The following is a 15,516-nucleotide window of genomic DNA, read 5'->3' on the forward strand; positions in this document are numbered from 1 at the left end:
GCCGGGACAGGTCCGCGGCGGGCGGTCGTCGTCGTCCTGGTGTTACGGGGCTTCCCGCGTCCGGAACGCCTCCGCGTCCCAGGTGCCGTCCAGGCGGGACGCCAGCCAACCCGGCGCCGCCGCGCGGAAGTCGGCGGGGGCGAGCGAGCCGACCCCGAAGGGCACGGCACCCAGCAGCGGGGCCCCGGCGACGTCCGGGAGGTCGGTGATGTTGCACCGCATCGCCAGATCGGGGGCGTCGGGCCAGCCGCCGATGACGACACCCAGCAACTCCACGCCCCGGCCCCGGAGTTCACGGGCCGTCAGTTCCGTGGTGTTGAGCGTGCCGAGACCCGCCGTCGCCACCACCAGCACCGGCGCCCGCAGCAGCTGCGCCGCGTCCGCCAGCGTCCCGCCGGCCTCGTCGAACCGCACGAGCAGCCCGCCCGCACCCTCCACCAGCACCAGATCGTGCTCGGCGGACAGCTTGGCGGCGGCCTCGGCGACGTCCTGCGGACGCACCGGCGTCATCCCTGCCCGCCGTGCGGCCGTGGCCGGTGCCAACGGCTCGGGATAGCGGGCCAGTTCGGTCGCCGTCACGGCACCCGCGAGCCGCGCCACCTCGTCGGCGTCCCCGCGCTCGTCGGGCCGTACGCCCGTCTGCGCGGCCTTCAGCACGGCCACCGAGCGGCCGGCGGCGACCGCGGTGGCGGCCACCGCGGCCGTCGTGATCGTCTTGCCGACCTCGGTTCCCGTACCCGTGATCACCAGTACCGGCATCTCAACCCTCCCGTGCCGCCGCGCACACCGCGCGCGCGATCCGTGCCACGTCGGCGTCCCCGGTGACGTACGGCGGCATCGTGTAGACCAGGTCGCGGAAGGGCCGCAGCCACACGCCCTCGCGCACGGCCGCCGCCGTGGCGGCCTTCATGTCGACCTCGTGGTCCAGCTGCACGACGCCGATGGCGCCGAGGACCCGTACGTCCTTCACCCCCGGGAGCCCCCGCGCCGGCTCCAGCCCCTCCCGCAGCCCGGCCTCGATCCGCTTGACCTCCGCGGGCCAGTCCTGGCCGAGCAGCAGCCCGATCGAGGCGCAGGCGACGGACGCGGCGAGGGGATTGCCCATGAAGGTGGGGCCGTGGGCGAGCACGGGCACGTCGCCGCGCGAGATGCCGTCGGCCACCCGGGAGGTGCACAGCGTGGCCGCCATCGTCAGATAGCCACCGGTCAGCGCCTTGCCCACGCACATCACGTCCGGCGTCACGGCCGCGTGCTCCGCAGCGAACAGGGCGCCCGTACGGCCGAACCCGGTCGCGATCTCGTCGAAGACCAGCAGCACGTCGTGCGCGTCGCACGCCTCGCGCAGCACCCGCAGATACGCGGGGGAGTGGAACCGCATGCCGCCCGCGCCCTGCACCACGGGCTCGACGATGACGGCGGCGAGTTCGTCGGCATGCCCGGCGATCGCCGAGCGCAGCAGGTCGGCGTACGACTCCTCGTACGCGGCCGGAGGCAGGTCCACGAACACCTGCCGGGGCAGCACCCCGGTCCACAGGTCGTGCATCCCGCCCTCGGGGTCGCACACCGACATCGGCTGCCAGGTGTCACCGTGGTAGCCGCCGCGCCAGGTCAGCAGGCGCCGCTTGCCGGGCCGGCCCAGTGAGCGCCAGTACTGCAGGCACATCTTGACGGCCACCTCGACCGACACCGAGCCGGAGTCGGCGAGGAAGACATGCTCCAGGCCCTCGGGAGACATGTCGACAAGGAGCTTTGCCAACCGGACCGCGGGCTCGTGGGTGAGCCCGCCGAACATCACGTGGCTCATCCTGCCGACCTGCTCGCGCGCGGCCTCGTTCAGCACCGGGTGGTTGTAGCCGTGGATCGCCGACCACCAGGACGCCATGCCGTCGACCAACTCGCCCGAGCCGTCCGCCAGACGCAGCCGCACCCCGCTCGCCGACTCCACGACGAGCGGTTCGACGCGGCCGGGCATCGGGCCGTACGGATGCCACACATGCCGCCGGTCCAGCTCCAGCAGCTCGGCGACGGGCAGGTCAGGCATTGGGCGCGAGGTCCGTCCCGGCACCGCGGCGGCGCACGGCGACCAGGTCGGTACGCGGCTCGGCCGCCACCGGCGCCGTACCGCACACTCCGCCGCTCTCGTGGGAGCCGCACCCGGCACCGTCGTGGGACCCGCAGCCCGCGCTCTCGTGCGCCCCGCAGCCGCCTCCGCCCCGCACCCGGTGCTCGGGCAGCGTCACCTGGTCGGCGCCCTCCACCTCGAACCCGGCGTCCGCGATCATCTCGAGGTCGGCCTGGCCGGCCTGTCCCTCGGTGGTCAGGTAGTCGCCGAGGAAGATGGAGTTGGCGAGGTTCAGCGCGAGGGGCTGCATCGTGCGCAGATGGACCTCGCGGCCGCCCGCGATGCGCACCTCGATGTCGGGGCAGACGAACCGCACCATCGCCAGGATGCGCAGGCAGCGCTGCGGGGTGAGGTTCCACTCCTTGGCCAGCGGGGTGCCCTCGACCGGGATCAGGAAGTTGACCGGAACGGAGTCCGGGTCCAGCGCGCGCAGGGAGAAGACGACGTCGACGAGGTCCTCGTCGCTCTCGCCCATGCCCGCGATCAGTCCCGAACAGGCGGACAGGCCCGCCGCGTGCGCCTTGGTCACGGTGTCGACGCGGTCGGCGTAGGTGTGCGTGGTCGTGATGTCCCCGTACGTCGACTCGGACGTGTTGAGGTTGTGGTTGTAGGCGTCCGCGCCCGCCGCGCGCAGCCGCTCGGCCTGACCGTCGGAGAGCAGACCGAGGCAGGCGCACACCTCGACGCCCTCGTTCTGCTCCTTGATCGCCTTGATGGTGCCGGCGACCCGGTCCACGTCACGGTCGGTCGGACCGCGCCCGGACGCCACGAGGCACACCCGCTTGGCGCCGCCCGCGAGCCCCGCCGCGGCGGCCTTCGAGGCCTCCTCCGGCTTCAGCCAGGTGTACTTCAGGATGCCCGTGTCGGAGCCGAGCCGCTGCGAGCAGTAGGAGCAGTCCTCGGGACACAGGCCGGACTTGAGGTTGACGAGGTAGTTCAGTTTCACCCGTCGCCCGAACCAGTGCCGGCGCACCTTCCCGGCTGCGGCCACCACGTCGAGCAGGTCGTCGTCGGAAGTGGCGAGGACGGCCAGCGCTTCCTCGCGGGTCGGCAGCTCGCGCCGAAGCCCCTTGTCCACCAGCGTGTTCAGCAGGTCCATGAGAGCCGATCCTGTCCTACCGACCCGTCCGTGGCCAAGGAGACATTGAACAAGAGCCGCACTTCGCCGTGTGTGGATTGCCACACCATGGGGTGCGGCCGGTGCGACTAGTGTCTGTCCACTGCCTACAAAAGCCCCGGAGGAGCCATGGCGTTCGGCTGGATCGACGAGCAGGCGGAGCTGCGCCGCCGCGCCGGACTCGTCCGGACCCTGCGACCGCGCCCGGCCGACTCGCCGCTCCTGGATCTCGCGAGCAACGACTACCTGGGCCTCGCCCACCACCCCGAGGTCGCCGAGGGGGCCGCCGCGGCCGCCCGGACCTGGGGCGGCGGCTCGACCGGCTCCCGGCTCGTCACCGGCACCACGGAACTGCACACCGAACTGGAACGCGAGCTGGCCGGCTTCTGCGGCTTCGAGGCGGCGCTGGTCTTCTCCTCCGGCTACGCGGCCAACCTCGCCGCCGTGACCGCGCTGGCCCCGCACGGCTCCCTGATCGTCTCCGACGCGGCCAACCACGCCTCGCTGATCGACGGCTGCCGGCTGGCCCGGGGCGCCACCCAGGTCGTGCCGCACGCCGATCCGGAGGCGGTGCGCAAGGCCCTGGGGACGCACGAGGGCACTGCGGTCGTCGTGTCGGACACGGTGTTCTCCGTCGACGGCGACGCCGCACCGCTGGCCGCGTACGCCGCCGCCTGCCGGGAGCGCGGTGCCGGCCTGCTGGTCGACGACGCCCACGGGCTCGGTGTGCTGGGCCACGGCGGCCGGGGCGCCGCGCAGGCGGTGGGGCTCGCGGGCGCCGACGACGTGGTCGTCACGGTCACGCTGTCCAAATCGCTCGGCAGCCAGGGCGGAGCCGTCCTCGGCCCAGCCCGGGTCATCGACCACCTGGTCAACGCGGCCCGCACGTTCATCTTCGACACGGGCCTCGCCCCCGCGGCGGCGGGCGCCGCCCTGGCGGCCCTCAGGCTGCTGCGCCGCGAGCCGCAGCGCGCGGCGCGGGCTCGCGAGGTGGCCGCCGAACTGCACGCACGGCTGACCGCCGCGGGTCACGAGGCGGTACGCCCGGACGCCGCGGTGGTCTCGGTGCGTGCGCCGTCCCCGGAGGGGGCCGTGCGGTGGGCGGCCGACTGCCGTGCGGCCGGCCTCGCCGTGGGCTGTTTCCGCCCTCCCTCCGTGCCCGACGGCATCTCCCGGCTCCGGCTCACCGCCCGCGCGGACCTCTCCGACGCGCAGCTCGAACACGCGGTACGGGTGATCGGGGAAACGCGACCATGAGTCGGCGTGACACGGCCGGGCCTCGTCCGATCAGCGACTGATCGGAACTGATCAGGATCGATCAGGACCGGAACGCGGCTGTGAAGCCCGCCCAGCTCTCGGGGGAGAAGAGCAGCGCGGGCCTCGCCGGGTCCTTGGAGTCGCGCACCGCGAGCAGCCCGGCCGCCGGGCCGGAGTGCGGCAGCGCCGTCTCGACGCAGTTGTTCGCTCCCGTGCTGTAGCTGCTGCGCAGCCATCGCACGTCGTGCAGATCGGTACTGGAAGGAACGTTCCGAGGCAATGCGGTCATGGGTGCCTCCTTACGCGCCGTCATCGAGACCGGCGAGGTAATCCAACGAGTCCTCGGGCGAAAGGGCGTGGATCCGAAGGGTGTTGAAGGCCTCCGTATAGGCCTGAAGGTCTTCTTTCCGTTCGAGGTAGAGGCTACTCGTCAAGTGGTCGAGAACAACCACGTCCAGATCAGAAGTGCTCGAAAATGAGAAGATTACGAAAGGACCGGTGACGCCGACATGCGCCCCGGCAGTGAACGGCAGTACCTGGAGCCGCACTTGGGGCAGCCGTGCGGCCTCCATGAGCCGCTTCCGCTGGCGGGTCATGACGTCGGGGCCGCCGATCTCGCGGTGCAGCACCGCCTCGTCGAGGATCGCGGTCAGTTCCAGCGGCGGGTCCGCCCGCAGAACGTCCTGGCGGGCCAGCCGCACCTCCACCAGGGCGTCCAGCCGCTCGTCGTCAAGGCCGCCCACCGCGGCCCTGGTCACCGCCCGCGCGTACTCGGGCGTCTGCAGCAGTCCGGGGACCACGGAGGTCTCCAGGGTGCGCATCGCGCTCGCCTGGGACTCCAGGCTGATGAAATCCCGGTAGGTCGGCGGGAGCACCCCGCGGTAGGCGTGCCACCAGTGGTGCCGGCCGCCGCCCTCGTCGGAGCCCGCCAACGCCAGCAGCAGCTCGCGCAGTTGGGCGTCGCCGACGCCGTAGGCGTCCAGGAGCAACCGCACATCGGCCGGTTTCACCCCGCTGGAGCCGGTCTCGATGCGGCTCACCTTCGACTGGTGCCAGCCCACCAGCCGGGCCGCCTCACCGCTGGTGAGCCCCGCACCCGTGCGCAGGGCACGCAGTTCGGTGCCCAGTTTCCGACGGCGCACCGCGGGACCGTGCAGCATGCACTCCTCCTTACTCCTTCCGGGCCACCCAAATACGGTCTCTCGTCGCAGAGTTCACTGCTTTGAGCGACAGATATATGCATATCTTGGTGGATCGGCACCGTGACCGGCGCGGTAATGGCAGTCTGGCGAAGAAGCACCAGTCCGGGACCGTACTCGAACCATCCGCTCCGTGTCGGACTCCGGTCCCGTGGGAAAGGGACGACCGCGCCATGGCAGACCATCTGGAAGCATCCGTCACTCTGCCGAGCCAGCCCGCCTCGGTCTCCGCGGCCCGTGGCTACGTCATCACGACCCTGGCGGAGTGGGGACTGCCGGCCGATACGGAGATCGCCGACACCATCCGCCTCATCGTCTCCGAACTCACCACCAACGCCGTACAGCACACCTTCGGTCAGTCACCCACCTTCACCGTGGACATCAGGCTCGAGCGTGACGAACAACTGAGCATCGGTGTCACCGACAGCCATCCGCGCTTCCCCAAGCGGCTGCCCGCCGCCGTCCAGCAGGACAACGGCCGCGGCATGGTGATCATCCGCTGGCTGGCTGCCGAGTGTGGCGGCAGAATGCACGTACGGCCCACCAGGGAGGGCGGCAAGACGGTCTCCATCGAGCTCCCGTGGACCGTTTCGGCCCCGGCGGTGACGGCGGGTCAGCAGGAGCCGTAGGGGCCACCGCAGGCGCGCTGCGTCCCGGGCGCCGTCTCCCGGTCCTGCGCGGGCTCGTGGACGGGCGGTGAGGTGTCCCGCGTCCACGCGACCCGCCGCCGTACCAGCCGGGGCAGCAGCCCCCACAGACCCAGGCACGCGGACAGGGTGGCCGCGCCGGCCACCAGTCCGCCGGTCCGACCGGTCGTCACGTCCACGACCAGCAGCACCGATCCGGTGAAGGCGAACACCAGGACGCCCATGCCGACGGTGGCGAGCCGTGAGGAGACCTGCACGATGAGCGGCTTGGCGCCCTGCTGGAAGAGCGAGCGGTGCAGCGCGGCCGGGGCGGTGAAGAGTGCGGCGGCGAGGACTGCCAGCAGCAGCGTGGTGACGTACGTGGCGCGCTGGAACGTGTCGAGGGACGGGAAGCGCTGGGTGAAGGCCAGGCTCAGCAGGAAGGCGAAGAGGATCTGCACGCCGGTCTGGGTGACGCGCAGTTCCTGGAGCAACTCCACGAAGTTGCGGTCGGCGCGCTCGAGCGGGGTCTCGTTGCGCGCGGCGGGATGGTGGTGGGCCATGGGACACGGGTATCCAGCCGGACGCCGGTCAGGCCCGCGGGGACGACGGCCTGTCAGGTGGCCGCCGCCCCCGCGGGAGAGTCAGCTGACCCGTCCGTACCAGACGCTCTTGGTCCAGATCTTCTGCAGCCTCACCACGTCCCCGGTCCTGGGGGCGTGCCAGATCTTCCCCTGCCCGGCGTAGATGCCGACGTGGTAGACGTTCGACCCCGAGTGGAAGAACACCAGGTCCCCGGCCCTGCGGTTGCTCGCGGAGATGTGACGGGTCGTGTTGTACTGCTGGGCCGCCGTACGGGGCAGTTTCTTGCCCGCCGCCTTGTACGAGTACAGCGTGAGCCCGGAGCAGTCGAACCGGCGTGGTCCTGATGCACCCCACGCGTAGGGCGAGCCCTTCTTGGAGGCAGCCACCTGCAGTGCCTTCGTCGCCGGCGTCGCGGCCGAGGCGTCGGAGGCGACCCCCGGGATCACGACGGAGCCGCCCACGGCGGCGAGGGTGAGGGCCGAGGCCGTACCGGCCCGGACCATCAGCGACGGGACACGATTGAGCGCAGTCATGCGCAACCCTTCGTCAGCCGCCTGTGAAGGATGACCTGTCGGATTCGGGCTGGCGAAGTTGCCCGGCCGCTGACGCGGCTTCACCCCAAGGGCTGCTCGGACCGGTCATGGCGTGACCGTCCCGGCGACCCGTCGTGCTTGGGTCCTCCACTCCTGCCGATCCACTTCTGTCGACCGGTCATCCGTGCGGCGGCAGGACTCGGCGTCCGCCCGGATTGCCCCGCCGCGGTGGCGGGGGCTTGTCGTCAGACAGGGATCTTGACTCACGGATGTCCGAAAATCCCAATGGAATCGGGGTTTGTGTTGTTCCTCACCACTCACCCGTTCGGGTGGACGCCCCTGCGTTCGAGGCGGTGTCGAGGACCTCGAGGAGGCCCGGACCTGGGGTGGAATGCCCCATTCCGCCCTGCGGCCACGTGCGTTGCGCAACTTGGAGGGTCGCGAAAAAGGGGTCGCGTCTACTGCAAAGGGGGGTACGTCATTTGGTCCGTTTCGGCGCCGCTCCGGACGCCCGGCGTCAGGGCCGGGATGTCCGGAGCGGGCGTTCGCGTCAACTGTCGTCGTCCGGCGGCACGGTGACCCGGGCCGTGCGCCGCTCGCCGTCCAGGACCCTCAGGGCCCGCCGCAGCGTGGGGGCGTGCACCTCGTTCTCGCCGCGCTGGTGCATCAGGGCCAGTGCGTCGCGCAGTTCGGCCGCCCTGGCCACCAGCGCCTGCGCGGCGCGCAGTCCGCGGTAGGTGTCCCCGTGGTGCGCCGGGTTGATCCGGCCCAGCAGGTCGACCACATCGAGGTAACGGTCGATCAACTCGCCCTCGGCCCTGGTGAGCGCGGGCAGCGGCGGGAGTTCGGGTGGGAGCACCGGCCGCTCACCTCCCGCTCGGCGGGGCGACGGTGGCCTTGCGGCTGGGGATGATCCGGTCCACCAGCCCGTACTCCACCGCCTCCCGCGCGTCGAGGATCTTGTCCCGCTCGATGTCGGCGGTGACCTGTTCCGGGCTGCGTCCGGTGTGCCGGACGAGCATCTCCTCGAGCTGGGCCCGCGTCCGCGTCAACTCCTCGGCCTGGATGGCGAGATCGCTGGCCTGCCCTCGCACCGGTTCGTACAGCGCCGGCTGGTGCAGCACCACACGGGCGCCCGGCAGCGCGAACCGCTTGCCCGCCGTGCCGGCGCCCAGCAGCACGGCGGCCGACGAACCCGCCTGGCCCAGGCAGATCGTCTCCACGTCGCAGCTGACGTACTGGATGGTGTCGTAGATCGCCGACATGGCCGTGAACGAGCCGCCGGGGGAGTTGATGTACAGGGAGATGTCCCGGTCCGGGTCCTGGTACTCCAGGTGCATGAACTGCGCCATCACGTCGTTCGCCGACGTGTCGTCGATCTGCGTCCCAAGGAAGACGATCCGCTCCTCCAGCAGCTTCGAGTACGGATCCATGGTCTTCGAGCCGAAGCTCGTGCGTTCGGTGAACTCGGGCAGGACGTAGCGGGCGGTCGGTCGGGTCATGGGTGCCCCTCCTTCGGCGTCTGTAAAAAATGTACAGGACGTACGTGACGTTATGATGGGGCTGGATTCTAGTGATCACGTCAAATGACCAGGTCAGAGGGCCTTTTTTGTCCTTGCTTCTCACTGATGTCTCACAACTGTTCCTGGAACGGCGGCAACAAGGCCGAGCTTCATTGGATGACCAGACGGGTCGTTGAGTGCCCGATCGACGAGATGAACCGTCCGCGGGGATTCAAGGACGCCACCCTGCGGACCCGGCCGACCGAGCCGGAAGGGGGCTTGGGCGAAAGTCGTCCGCCGCAGGTTGCCGGCGGTGCCTGAACCCTGGCAATACGACGACGTGCCCGGCCGCACCCTCATCGGCGCCGGCGACGCCCCGAAGTACCCGCAGAAGGTGCCGCGGTTCATCCCCGAGCAGGACCTCGACCGGCTGATGCCCGGCATCGACGCGATCGCCTGCCCGTTCCAGCGGGCCGCACTGCTGGTCGCCCGCTGGTCCGGAGCCCGCCGCACCGAGATCCAGCGCCTTCCGCTGGACTGCCTGGACCGCTACCCCGACGGCACCGCACGGCTCCGCCTGTCCGGGCGCAAGAACTACAAGGAGCGCGTCGTCCCCCTGCACGAGGATGCCGCCGAGGCCCTGCAGAAGGTCGTCGACCTGCGCAGAAACGCACCGGAGCGGCCGTTCAACGACGAGCGGACCGGCGAAGAGATCCGTTACCTGTTCATGGGCCACGGCAAGCTGCTGTCGACGTACTACCTGTTCGAGACCCCGATCCAGGCCGCCTGCAAGGCCGTTGGCCTCGTCCGCCTCGTCCGCCTTGGCGGCCGCGGCGGCACCGGCCGGGGCACCGCCTCAGCTCACCGGTTCCGACACACGGTGGGCACCCAGCTTGCCGAACGCGGCGCGAAGCTCCGCACGATCATGAAGGTCCTCGGGCACACCTCCGTGAACATGGCCCTTGTCTATGCGCAGATCAGTGACCAGGAACTCCTGCGCGACTACCAGGCCGTGCTTGGCCCCGACGCCACGATCGCCGGCCCGGCCGCCGACGAACTGCGCAACGGCACACTGCCGGACACCTCGGTCGACTGGCTCAAGACCAACTTCTTCAAGACCGAACTCGAACTCGGCCGTTGTCTCCGACTCCCCGCCGAAGGCCCCCGCGAGTGCGACCTCTACCTGACCTGCGCGAAGTTCGTCACCACACCCGAATATGCACCACGACTGCGCGCACGGCGCGAGGTCAAGCGGGCCGTCGCCCGCGACGCGGCCGAACGCGGCTGGGACCGCGAGGTCGAACGCCACCGCTGCACCAGCGAACGCATCGAAAGACTCCTGACCGAGCTCGGCCAGCCCCTCAACGCTGAAGCGGAGAGGAACGGCTCCAGTGCGTGATCAACCCGTGGTGCAGCTACCGGAGCGGTCCACGCTCGTCTACATGCACAGTGGGCTCCGACAAGAACACATCAGCGTCCGCTGGGCCGTAGGCGATGTTGAAGGTGTCCATCCAATACGACCAGTCCTGCATCCCCGATGCACTGCTGAAACGGTAGTTGAGCTGCCAGCGGACCCACTGGCCGGGAACGAGGTGAACAGCGGGGGGCCTGCGAGGCCGAGGCGGTATGCCGAAAAGAGGCTCCACTCGGGGTTGGACCCGCAGCCCGCCGTCGGCCTCCCGGAGTTGGACGTTGACCCTACGCACGTCTTCTCGGCCGCCATACGGCTCGAAGCCATCTCGCTCCTGCATGCGCACCACGTGCGCGAAGGAAGGCGCCACGCAGGGCAGAGCGAAGCCGACCGGGGCTGCGTTCCTACGGGCGGCAGCCTCTCCTCCCCTGGCGGCGGAGCTGTTCGCTCAGCAGGTCAATCCGCCGGAGGCGGCCCGGCTGCTGCGTGTAAGTGTGAAGTCGTTTTACCGGTGGCAGCAGTTGTGGCGGCAAGGCGGTGCCGACGCGCTGCTTTCCCGAGGGCCGAGCGGGGGCCGGTGCCGTCTGTCGCCACGCTGCCTGGAGAAGCTTGCCATGTACCTGGAGCAGGGGCCAGCCGTGCACGGCTGGGTGGAGGACCAGGTGTGGACGGCTGCACGTGTGGCCACGCTGATCGGCAGGAAGTTCCACGTCTCCTACAGCGTCTCGGGCGCGACGAGGCTGATGCACCGGCTCGGCTTCAGCCCGCAGGTGCCCGCACTGAGGGTGGCCGAGCGCGACGATGAGGCCGTGACCGGCTGGAAGGAGGCGACCTGGGTGGAGGTAAAAGGGCCCGGGCGGCCTGCGGGGGGCTACATCTGCTTCAAGGACGAGGCGGTGCGCCCCTGCCGAACGGGGACTGCCTCCGGAAGGCGGCCCGGCGGTCCCTCTCCAACGGGGGTGGTGTGCCCGAACGGTGCGTCGGCCGAGCAGTTCCGTCGGTGGCCCTGTCGATCCGGACGACCACGACGGCCTTGCCGCCCCGGAGCCGGACGATCTCCCCGTCGGGGCCGCCCCGCGGAGACGCGTACGGCCATCCCCCTCTGACCGGGCGACCGTAGTGGACCTCGCGCCTTCTACGAGCGGAACAACCTGCTGCAGGTGAAACCCCTCCCGGTTACTCGTCAGTCCCTTGGCCACGGCTCCCCGGTCGGCCTGTCGGCGCACGCCCCGAGCAGCGCTCCAGAGGCGGTCGAGCGTTGCGCCGCACGCTGTCGGCGGTCCCGGCGTCGGTTCGGGCACAGGGGAAGGAAGACGTGTGGGGAAGCGCCGCGTAGTGATCACCGGCATCGGGGTGCGCGCCCCTGGTGGCATCGGAACCAAGAACTTCTGGCAGCTGCTGACGGACGGTCGTACGGCCACCCGCAGGATCTCGTCCTTCGACGCCTCGCCGTTCCGGTCGAGGGTTGCGGGTGAGGTCGACTTCGACGCGCGGGCCGAGGGGTTCGGCCCCCGGGAGATCCGCAGAATGGACCGGGCGACCCAGCTCGCGGTCGCCTGCACCAGGGACGCGCTCGCCGAGAGCGGTCTGCCCGTCGAACGGGTGCGGCCCGAACGGATCGCCGTCAGCCTCGGGACCGCGGTCGCCTCCGCGACCAGTCTCGAGAACGAATATCTCGTCATGTCCGACAGCGGGCGGCAGTGGCTGGTCGACCACGCCTATCTGTCATCGCACATGTTCGACTACCTCAGCCCGGGCGTGATGGCCGCCGAGGTCGCCTGGACGGTCGGTGCGGAGGGGCCGGTGACGATGGTGTCCGACGGCTGCACCTCCGGCCTCGACTCTGTCGGGCACGCGGTCCAGCTCATTGGCGAAGGCACCGTCGACGTGGCCGTGGCCGGGGCCACCGACACCCCGATCACACCGATCGTCGTGGCCTGTTTCGACGCCATCAAGGCCACGACTCCCCGGGACGACGACCCGGAACACGCCTCGCGCCCCTTCGACGTCTCCCGCAACGGGTTCGTGCTCGCCGAGGGCGCGGCCATGTTCGTCCTGGAGGAGTACGAGGCCGCGCTGTCCCGCGGGGCGCCCGTCTACGCCGAGGTCAGCGGCTACGCGAGCCGCTGCAACGCGTACCACATGACCGGCCTCAAGAAGGACGGCCGGGAGATGGCCGAGGCGATCCGTGCTGCTCTCGACGAGGCGCGGGTCGACCGTACGGCCGTGGACTACGTCAACGCGCACGGCTCCGGAACGAAGCAGAACGACCGCCACGAGACCGCCGCGTTCAAACGGAGCCTCGGCGACCACGCTTACCGCGTACCGGTCAGCTCCATCAAGTCGATGATCGGACACTCGCTCGGCGCCATCGGATCCATCGAGATCGCGACCTGCGCCCTGGCGATCCGGCACAACACGGTCCCGCCCACGGCCAACCTGCACCAGCCCGACCCCGAGTGCGACCTCGACTATGTACCCCTCACCGCCCGTGAACTGCCCATCGACACCGTGCTGTCCGTGGGCAGCGGCTTCGGCGGGTTCCAGAGCGCCATGGTCCTGACCGGAGTGGGGGAGAAGGCCTCATGAGCAGCGTGCTCGTCACCGGCATGTCGATCGCCGCGCCCAACGGGCTCGGCACGGAGCAGTACTGGAAGTCTGTGCTCGCCGGTCGCCACGGCATCAGGGAGCTGGACCGCTTCGACACCTCCGGATACCCCTCCCGGCTCGCCGGCCAGATCAGGGACTTCGAGGCGAAGGACCACCTCCCCGGCCGGCTGCTGCCGCAGACCGACGTCTCCACCCGGTACGCCTTGGCACTGGCCGACTGGGCGGTCGAGGACGCGGGCATCCCGGTCGGCGGTGTGAAGGAAGATGAGGGGGAGCCTGGCGCCCTCACCGACTACGACATGGGAGTCGTCGTCTCGAGCGCTCAGGGTGGATTCGACTTCACCCACCGGGAGTTCCGCAAACTCTGGAGCCAGGGGCCCGAGTTCGTCAGCGTCTACGAGTCCTTCGCCTGGTTCTACGCGGTCAACACCGGCCAGATATCCATCCGGCACAAGATGCGCGGCTCCAGCGCCGCGCTGGTGGCCGAACAGGCCGGCGGACTCGACGCCGTCGGCCACGCACGCCGTACGGTGCGACTCGGCACCAAGCTGGTGCTGGCGGGCGGTGTGGACTCGGCATTCGACCCGTGGGGCTGGACCGCCCAGTTGGCGGGCGGCCGGGCAAGCACGGTGAACGACCGGCCGGACCGTGCGTATCTGCCCTTCGACCGTGCTGCGAACGGTCATGTGCCGGGCGAGGGCGGGGCACTCCTGGTCGTCGAGGACCCGGCATCTGCGCGGGCACGCGGTGTACGGCGGCCGCACGGTGCCGTCGCGGGCTACGCGTCGACCTTCGATCCGAAACCCGGGTCGGGGCGGCCGCCCGGCCTGCGCCGCGCGGCCGAACTCGCCCTCGCAGACGCCGGGTTGAACCCAGCGGACGTCGACGTGGTGTTCGCGGACGCCGCGGGCCTGCCCGCACTCGACCGGGCGGAGGCCGATGCGATCCGGGGCGTGTTCGGCCCCTACGGCGTCCCCGTCACCGCGCCGAAGTCCATGACCGGCCGGATGTACGCGGGCGGCGGTCCCGCTGACCTCGTCGCGGCCCTGCTCTCCCTGCGGGACGGGGTCGTGCCGCCGACCGTGCACACCACCGACGTGCCGTCCGACTACGGCCTCGACCTGGTATTGGACGAACCGCGTAGTGCGGCCCTCCGTACCGCCCTGGTGCTCGCGCGCGGGCGCTGGGGCTTCAACTCGGCTGTGGTCGTGACCCGGCCGGACCCCACCTGACGACCGAACGCACCGGGAAGAGCACCAGGAGGCAGAACACCATGGCAGCACCGATGGACATCGACGACCTGCGCGCCATCCTCGTGGCCTGCGCCGGCGAGGACGAGGCGGCGGCAGTCGAGGGCGACATCATCGACGTGCCCTTCGAGGACCTCGGCTACGACTCGCTCGCCCTGCTGGACTGCATGGCGCGGATCAAGCAGGAGCACGGCGTGGACCTCGCCGACGACGCACTGGCCGAACTCACCACCCCCCGCGTCCTGCTGGGGCTCGTCAACGCTCAGAGCGAAGGGGCACGCGCCGCATGACATCACCCCGGATCCACCGCACGGAACACACCCTCATCGTCGACGCGCCGGCCGAGTCGCTCTACGCCCTCGTCGCGGACTCCGCGTCCTGGCCCGCCGTCTTCGGCCCCTGCGTCCACGTGCGGCATCTCGACCCGCCGCCGTACGGTCGCGGCACCGAACGCTTCCAGCTGTGGGCGGAGATGGGCGGTGAGGTGGCGACGTGGACCTCACGCCGGGTTCTGGACCCCGACCGCCTCTACGTCGGGTTCCAGCAGGAGCACAGCAGCCCGCCGTTCGCCTCGATGGGCGGCGGCTGGCTGCTGCGGCAACTGCCCGGCGAGCGTACCGAAGTCGTGCTGCGGCACCGCTTCACCAGCGTCGAGAACGACCCGCAGGTACTGGCCCGGATGATGCTGGCACTCGATCGCAACAGCACCGCCGAGCTGGCAGCCCTGGCCCGGATCGCCGAGTGCGGCCATCCGGTGTCCGAGGTGGTCTTCTCCTTCAGCGACACGGTGGAGCTTCAGCGCCCGGCGGACCAGGCGTACGCGTTCGTCCACCGCGCCGATCTGTGGGCAGAACGGCTGCCGCACGTGACCCGAAGCCGGCTGACCGAACTCGCCCCCGGCGTGCAGGACCTGGAGATGGACACGGTGACCGGCGATGGCTCCTCGCACACCACGCGTTCGGTGCGGGTGTGCAGCGAGCCCGGCTGGATCGCGTACAAGCAGCGCGTGCTGCCGAAGCTGCTGCTCGGGCACAGCGGGCTGTGGACGTTCGATCAGGGTGCGTCCGGGACGGTCGCCTCGGCTCGGCACACCGTGGTGATCGACCCCACGGCGGTCTCCGACGTGCTGGGGGAGGGCGCGACCCAGGCGGACGCGCTGGCGTACGTGCGCAAGGCGCTCGGAGACAACAGCCGGGTCACGCTCGCGCTCGCGGCCACCGCGGGAGCAGGGGCGCCGGTGCGCTGAGCGGCAGGGACAGGGACACGCGTCATCGCCGGACGGGCCGAGGAGGCCCGTCCGGCGA

17 protein-coding genes, 1 pseudogene and 1 riboswitch are annotated in these 15,516 nt (G+C 70.7%); of the genes and pseudogenes, 8 read left to right on the plus strand and 10 right to left on the minus strand.

Annotated elements, in window-relative coordinates; genetic code table 11:
• Nucleotides 1–42 precede the first annotated feature (42 nt).
• From bioD to bioB, 3 genes are read right to left on the minus strand one after another with little or no spacing between them, the layout of a single operon-like run.
• A complete protein-coding gene (bioD, locus tag ACIRVK_RS11830; protein ID WP_404245755.1) occupies nt 43–759 on the minus strand; it encodes a dethiobiotin synthase in 717 nt (238 codons plus the stop codon).
• A 1-nt stretch (nt 760) separates the two neighbouring features.
• Nucleotides 761–2,041, minus strand: coding sequence for an adenosylmethionine--8-amino-7-oxononanoate transaminase (locus tag ACIRVK_RS11835; protein ID WP_404245757.1), 1,281 nt, complete (start codon nt 2,039–2,041; stop codon nt 761–763).
• Nucleotides 2,034–3,221, minus strand: coding sequence for a biotin synthase BioB (bioB, locus tag ACIRVK_RS11840; protein ID WP_404245759.1), 1,188 nt, complete (start codon nt 3,219–3,221; stop codon nt 2,034–2,036). Before bioB ends, ACIRVK_RS11835 begins: the two co-directional genes overlap by 8 nt.
• Before the next feature lie 147 nt (nt 3,222–3,368).
• Between bioB and ACIRVK_RS11845 the strand changes: the two genes are divergently transcribed.
• On the plus strand, nt 3,369–4,496 hold the full coding sequence (locus ACIRVK_RS11845; protein WP_404245760.1) for an 8-amino-7-oxononanoate synthase: 1,128 nt from the start codon (nt 3,369–3,371) through the stop codon (nt 4,494–4,496).
• Between the two features lie 61 nt (nt 4,497–4,557).
• Here ACIRVK_RS11845 and ACIRVK_RS11850 read toward each other — a convergent pair whose 3' ends face one another.
• Nucleotides 4,558–4,785: a DUF397 domain-containing protein gene (locus tag ACIRVK_RS11850; protein ID WP_404245762.1), complete on the minus strand. Its 228-nt coding sequence runs from the start codon at nt 4,783–4,785 to the stop codon at nt 4,558–4,560.
• A gap of 10 nt (nt 4,786–4,795) precedes the next feature.
• Complete coding sequence (locus tag ACIRVK_RS11855) at nt 4,796–5,656, minus strand: helix-turn-helix domain-containing protein (protein ID WP_404245764.1); 861 nt, start codon at nt 5,654–5,656, stop codon at nt 4,796–4,798.
• Between the two features lie 212 nt (nt 5,657–5,868).
• On the opposite strand from ACIRVK_RS11855, the gene ACIRVK_RS11860 reads away from it, so the two are divergent.
• A complete protein-coding gene (locus tag ACIRVK_RS11860; protein ID WP_404245766.1) occupies nt 5,869–6,324 on the plus strand; it encodes an ATP-binding protein in 456 nt (151 codons plus the stop codon).
• Here the strand turns inward: ACIRVK_RS11860 and ACIRVK_RS11865 are convergent.
• From ACIRVK_RS11865 to ACIRVK_RS11880, 4 genes are all read right to left on the minus strand, one after another.
• On the minus strand, nt 6,309–6,884 hold the full coding sequence (locus tag ACIRVK_RS11865; RefSeq protein ID WP_404245768.1) for a DUF6328 family protein: 576 nt from the start codon (nt 6,882–6,884) through the stop codon (nt 6,309–6,311). The two genes, ACIRVK_RS11860 and ACIRVK_RS11865, sit on opposite strands and share 16 nt — an antisense overlap.
• An 81-nt stretch (nt 6,885–6,965) precedes the next feature.
• Nucleotides 6,966–7,439 (minus strand): C40 family peptidase, encoded by a 474-nt coding sequence (locus tag ACIRVK_RS11870; RefSeq protein WP_404245770.1) that lies wholly within the window; start codon nt 7,437–7,439, stop codon nt 6,966–6,968.
• Between the two features lie 3 nt (nt 7,440–7,442).
• A riboswitch (cyclic di-AMP (ydaO/yuaA leader) is annotated at nt 7,443–7,654 on the minus strand.
• 335 nt (nt 7,655–7,989) lie between these two features.
• A complete protein-coding gene (locus tag ACIRVK_RS11875; protein ID WP_404245772.1) occupies nt 7,990–8,298 on the minus strand; it encodes a hypothetical protein in 309 nt (102 codons plus the stop codon).
• Between the two features lie 7 nt (nt 8,299–8,305).
• The gene (locus ACIRVK_RS11880; RefSeq protein WP_404245774.1) at nt 8,306–8,941 is read right to left on the minus strand and encodes an ATP-dependent Clp protease proteolytic subunit; all 636 of its coding nucleotides are present in this window, start codon (nt 8,939–8,941) and stop codon (nt 8,306–8,308) included.
• 313 nt (nt 8,942–9,254) lie between these two features.
• Here ACIRVK_RS11880 and ACIRVK_RS11885 point away from each other — a divergent pair, with 313 nt between their 5' ends.
• On the plus strand, nt 9,255–10,340 hold the full coding sequence (locus tag ACIRVK_RS11885) for a tyrosine-type recombinase/integrase (protein ID WP_404245776.1): 1,086 nt from the start codon (nt 9,255–9,257) through the stop codon (nt 10,338–10,340).
• 16 nt (nt 10,341–10,356) lie between these two features.
• Here ACIRVK_RS11885 and ACIRVK_RS11890 read toward each other — a convergent pair.
• Nucleotides 10,357–10,785 (minus strand): annotated as a pseudogene (locus ACIRVK_RS11890) (hypothetical protein); the annotation flags it as partial.
• Here ACIRVK_RS11890 and ACIRVK_RS11895 point away from each other — a divergent pair.
• The 5 genes from ACIRVK_RS11895 (at nt 10,691) to ACIRVK_RS11915 (ending at nt 15,458) form a co-directional block, all read left to right on the plus strand.
• On the plus strand, nt 10,691–11,458 hold the full coding sequence (locus ACIRVK_RS11895; protein WP_404245778.1) for a transposase: 768 nt from the start codon (nt 10,691–10,693) through the stop codon (nt 11,456–11,458). The pseudogene ACIRVK_RS11890 and the gene ACIRVK_RS11895 sit on opposite strands and share 95 nt — an antisense overlap.
• A gap of 85 nt (nt 11,459–11,543) precedes the next feature.
• Nucleotides 11,544–12,941 carry a beta-ketoacyl-[acyl-carrier-protein] synthase family protein gene (locus ACIRVK_RS11900; protein ID WP_404245780.1) on the plus strand — a complete coding sequence of 466 codons (1,398 nt, stop codon included), beginning with the start codon at nt 11,544–11,546 and terminating at the stop codon, nt 12,939–12,941.
• Nucleotides 12,938–14,194: a ketosynthase chain-length factor gene (locus ACIRVK_RS11905; RefSeq protein WP_404245782.1), complete on the plus strand. Its 1,257-nt coding sequence runs from the start codon at nt 12,938–12,940 to the stop codon at nt 14,192–14,194. Before ACIRVK_RS11900 ends, ACIRVK_RS11905 begins: the two co-directional genes overlap by 4 nt.
• Before the next feature lie 41 nt (nt 14,195–14,235).
• A complete protein-coding gene (locus ACIRVK_RS11910) occupies nt 14,236–14,502 on the plus strand; it encodes an acyl carrier protein (RefSeq protein WP_404245784.1) in 267 nt (88 codons plus the stop codon).
• Nucleotides 14,499–15,458, plus strand: a complete 960-nt coding sequence (locus ACIRVK_RS11915) for an aromatase/cyclase (RefSeq protein WP_404245786.1) — start codon at nt 14,499–14,501, stop codon at nt 15,456–15,458. Before ACIRVK_RS11910 ends, ACIRVK_RS11915 begins: the two co-directional genes overlap by 4 nt.
• Nucleotides 15,459–15,516: the final 58 nt, after the last annotated feature.

The sequence above is a fragment of the Streptomyces sp. NPDC101152 genome (assembly GCF_044768275.1).
In the GTDB taxonomy this organism is placed as follows: domain Bacteria; phylum Actinomycetota; class Actinomycetes; order Streptomycetales; family Streptomycetaceae; genus Streptomyces.

What these genes read in the sequence shown, in the direction of transcription:
- ACIRVK_RS11915 (WP_404245786.1), top strand. Translation starts at nt 14,499, where the DNA reads ATGACATCACCCCGGATCCACCGCACGGAACACACCCTCATCGTCGAC.
- bioB (WP_404245759.1), bottom strand. Translation starts at nt 3,221, where the DNA reads ATGGACCTGCTGAACACGCTGGTGGACAAGGGGCTTCGGCGCGAGCTG.
- ACIRVK_RS11880 (WP_404245774.1), bottom strand. Translation starts at nt 8,941, where the DNA reads ATGACCCGACCGACCGCCCGCTACGTCCTGCCCGAGTTCACCGAACGC.
- ACIRVK_RS11895 (WP_404245778.1), top strand. Translation starts at nt 10,691, where the DNA reads ATGCGCACCACGTGCGCGAAGGAAGGCGCCACGCAGGGCAGAGCGAAG.
- ACIRVK_RS11865 (WP_404245768.1), bottom strand. Translation starts at nt 6,884, where the DNA reads ATGGCCCACCACCATCCCGCCGCGCGCAACGAGACCCCGCTCGAGCGC.
- ACIRVK_RS11855 (WP_404245764.1), bottom strand. Translation starts at nt 5,656, where the DNA reads ATGCTGCACGGTCCCGCGGTGCGCCGTCGGAAACTGGGCACCGAACTG.
- ACIRVK_RS11845 (WP_404245760.1), top strand. Translation starts at nt 3,369, where the DNA reads ATGGCGTTCGGCTGGATCGACGAGCAGGCGGAGCTGCGCCGCCGCGCC.
- ACIRVK_RS11870 (WP_404245770.1), bottom strand. Translation starts at nt 7,439, where the DNA reads ATGACTGCGCTCAATCGTGTCCCGTCGCTGATGGTCCGGGCCGGTACG.
- ACIRVK_RS11835 (WP_404245757.1), bottom strand. Translation starts at nt 2,041, where the DNA reads ATGCCTGACCTGCCCGTCGCCGAGCTGCTGGAGCTGGACCGGCGGCAT.
- ACIRVK_RS11860 (WP_404245766.1), top strand. Translation starts at nt 5,869, where the DNA reads ATGGCAGACCATCTGGAAGCATCCGTCACTCTGCCGAGCCAGCCCGCC.
- ACIRVK_RS11905 (WP_404245782.1), top strand. Translation starts at nt 12,938, where the DNA reads ATGAGCAGCGTGCTCGTCACCGGCATGTCGATCGCCGCGCCCAACGGG.
- ACIRVK_RS11850 (WP_404245762.1), bottom strand. Translation starts at nt 4,785, where the DNA reads ATGACCGCATTGCCTCGGAACGTTCCTTCCAGTACCGATCTGCACGAC.
- ACIRVK_RS11910 (WP_404245784.1), top strand. Translation starts at nt 14,236, where the DNA reads ATGGCAGCACCGATGGACATCGACGACCTGCGCGCCATCCTCGTGGCC.
- bioD (WP_404245755.1), bottom strand. Translation starts at nt 759, where the DNA reads ATGCCGGTACTGGTGATCACGGGTACGGGAACCGAGGTCGGCAAGACG.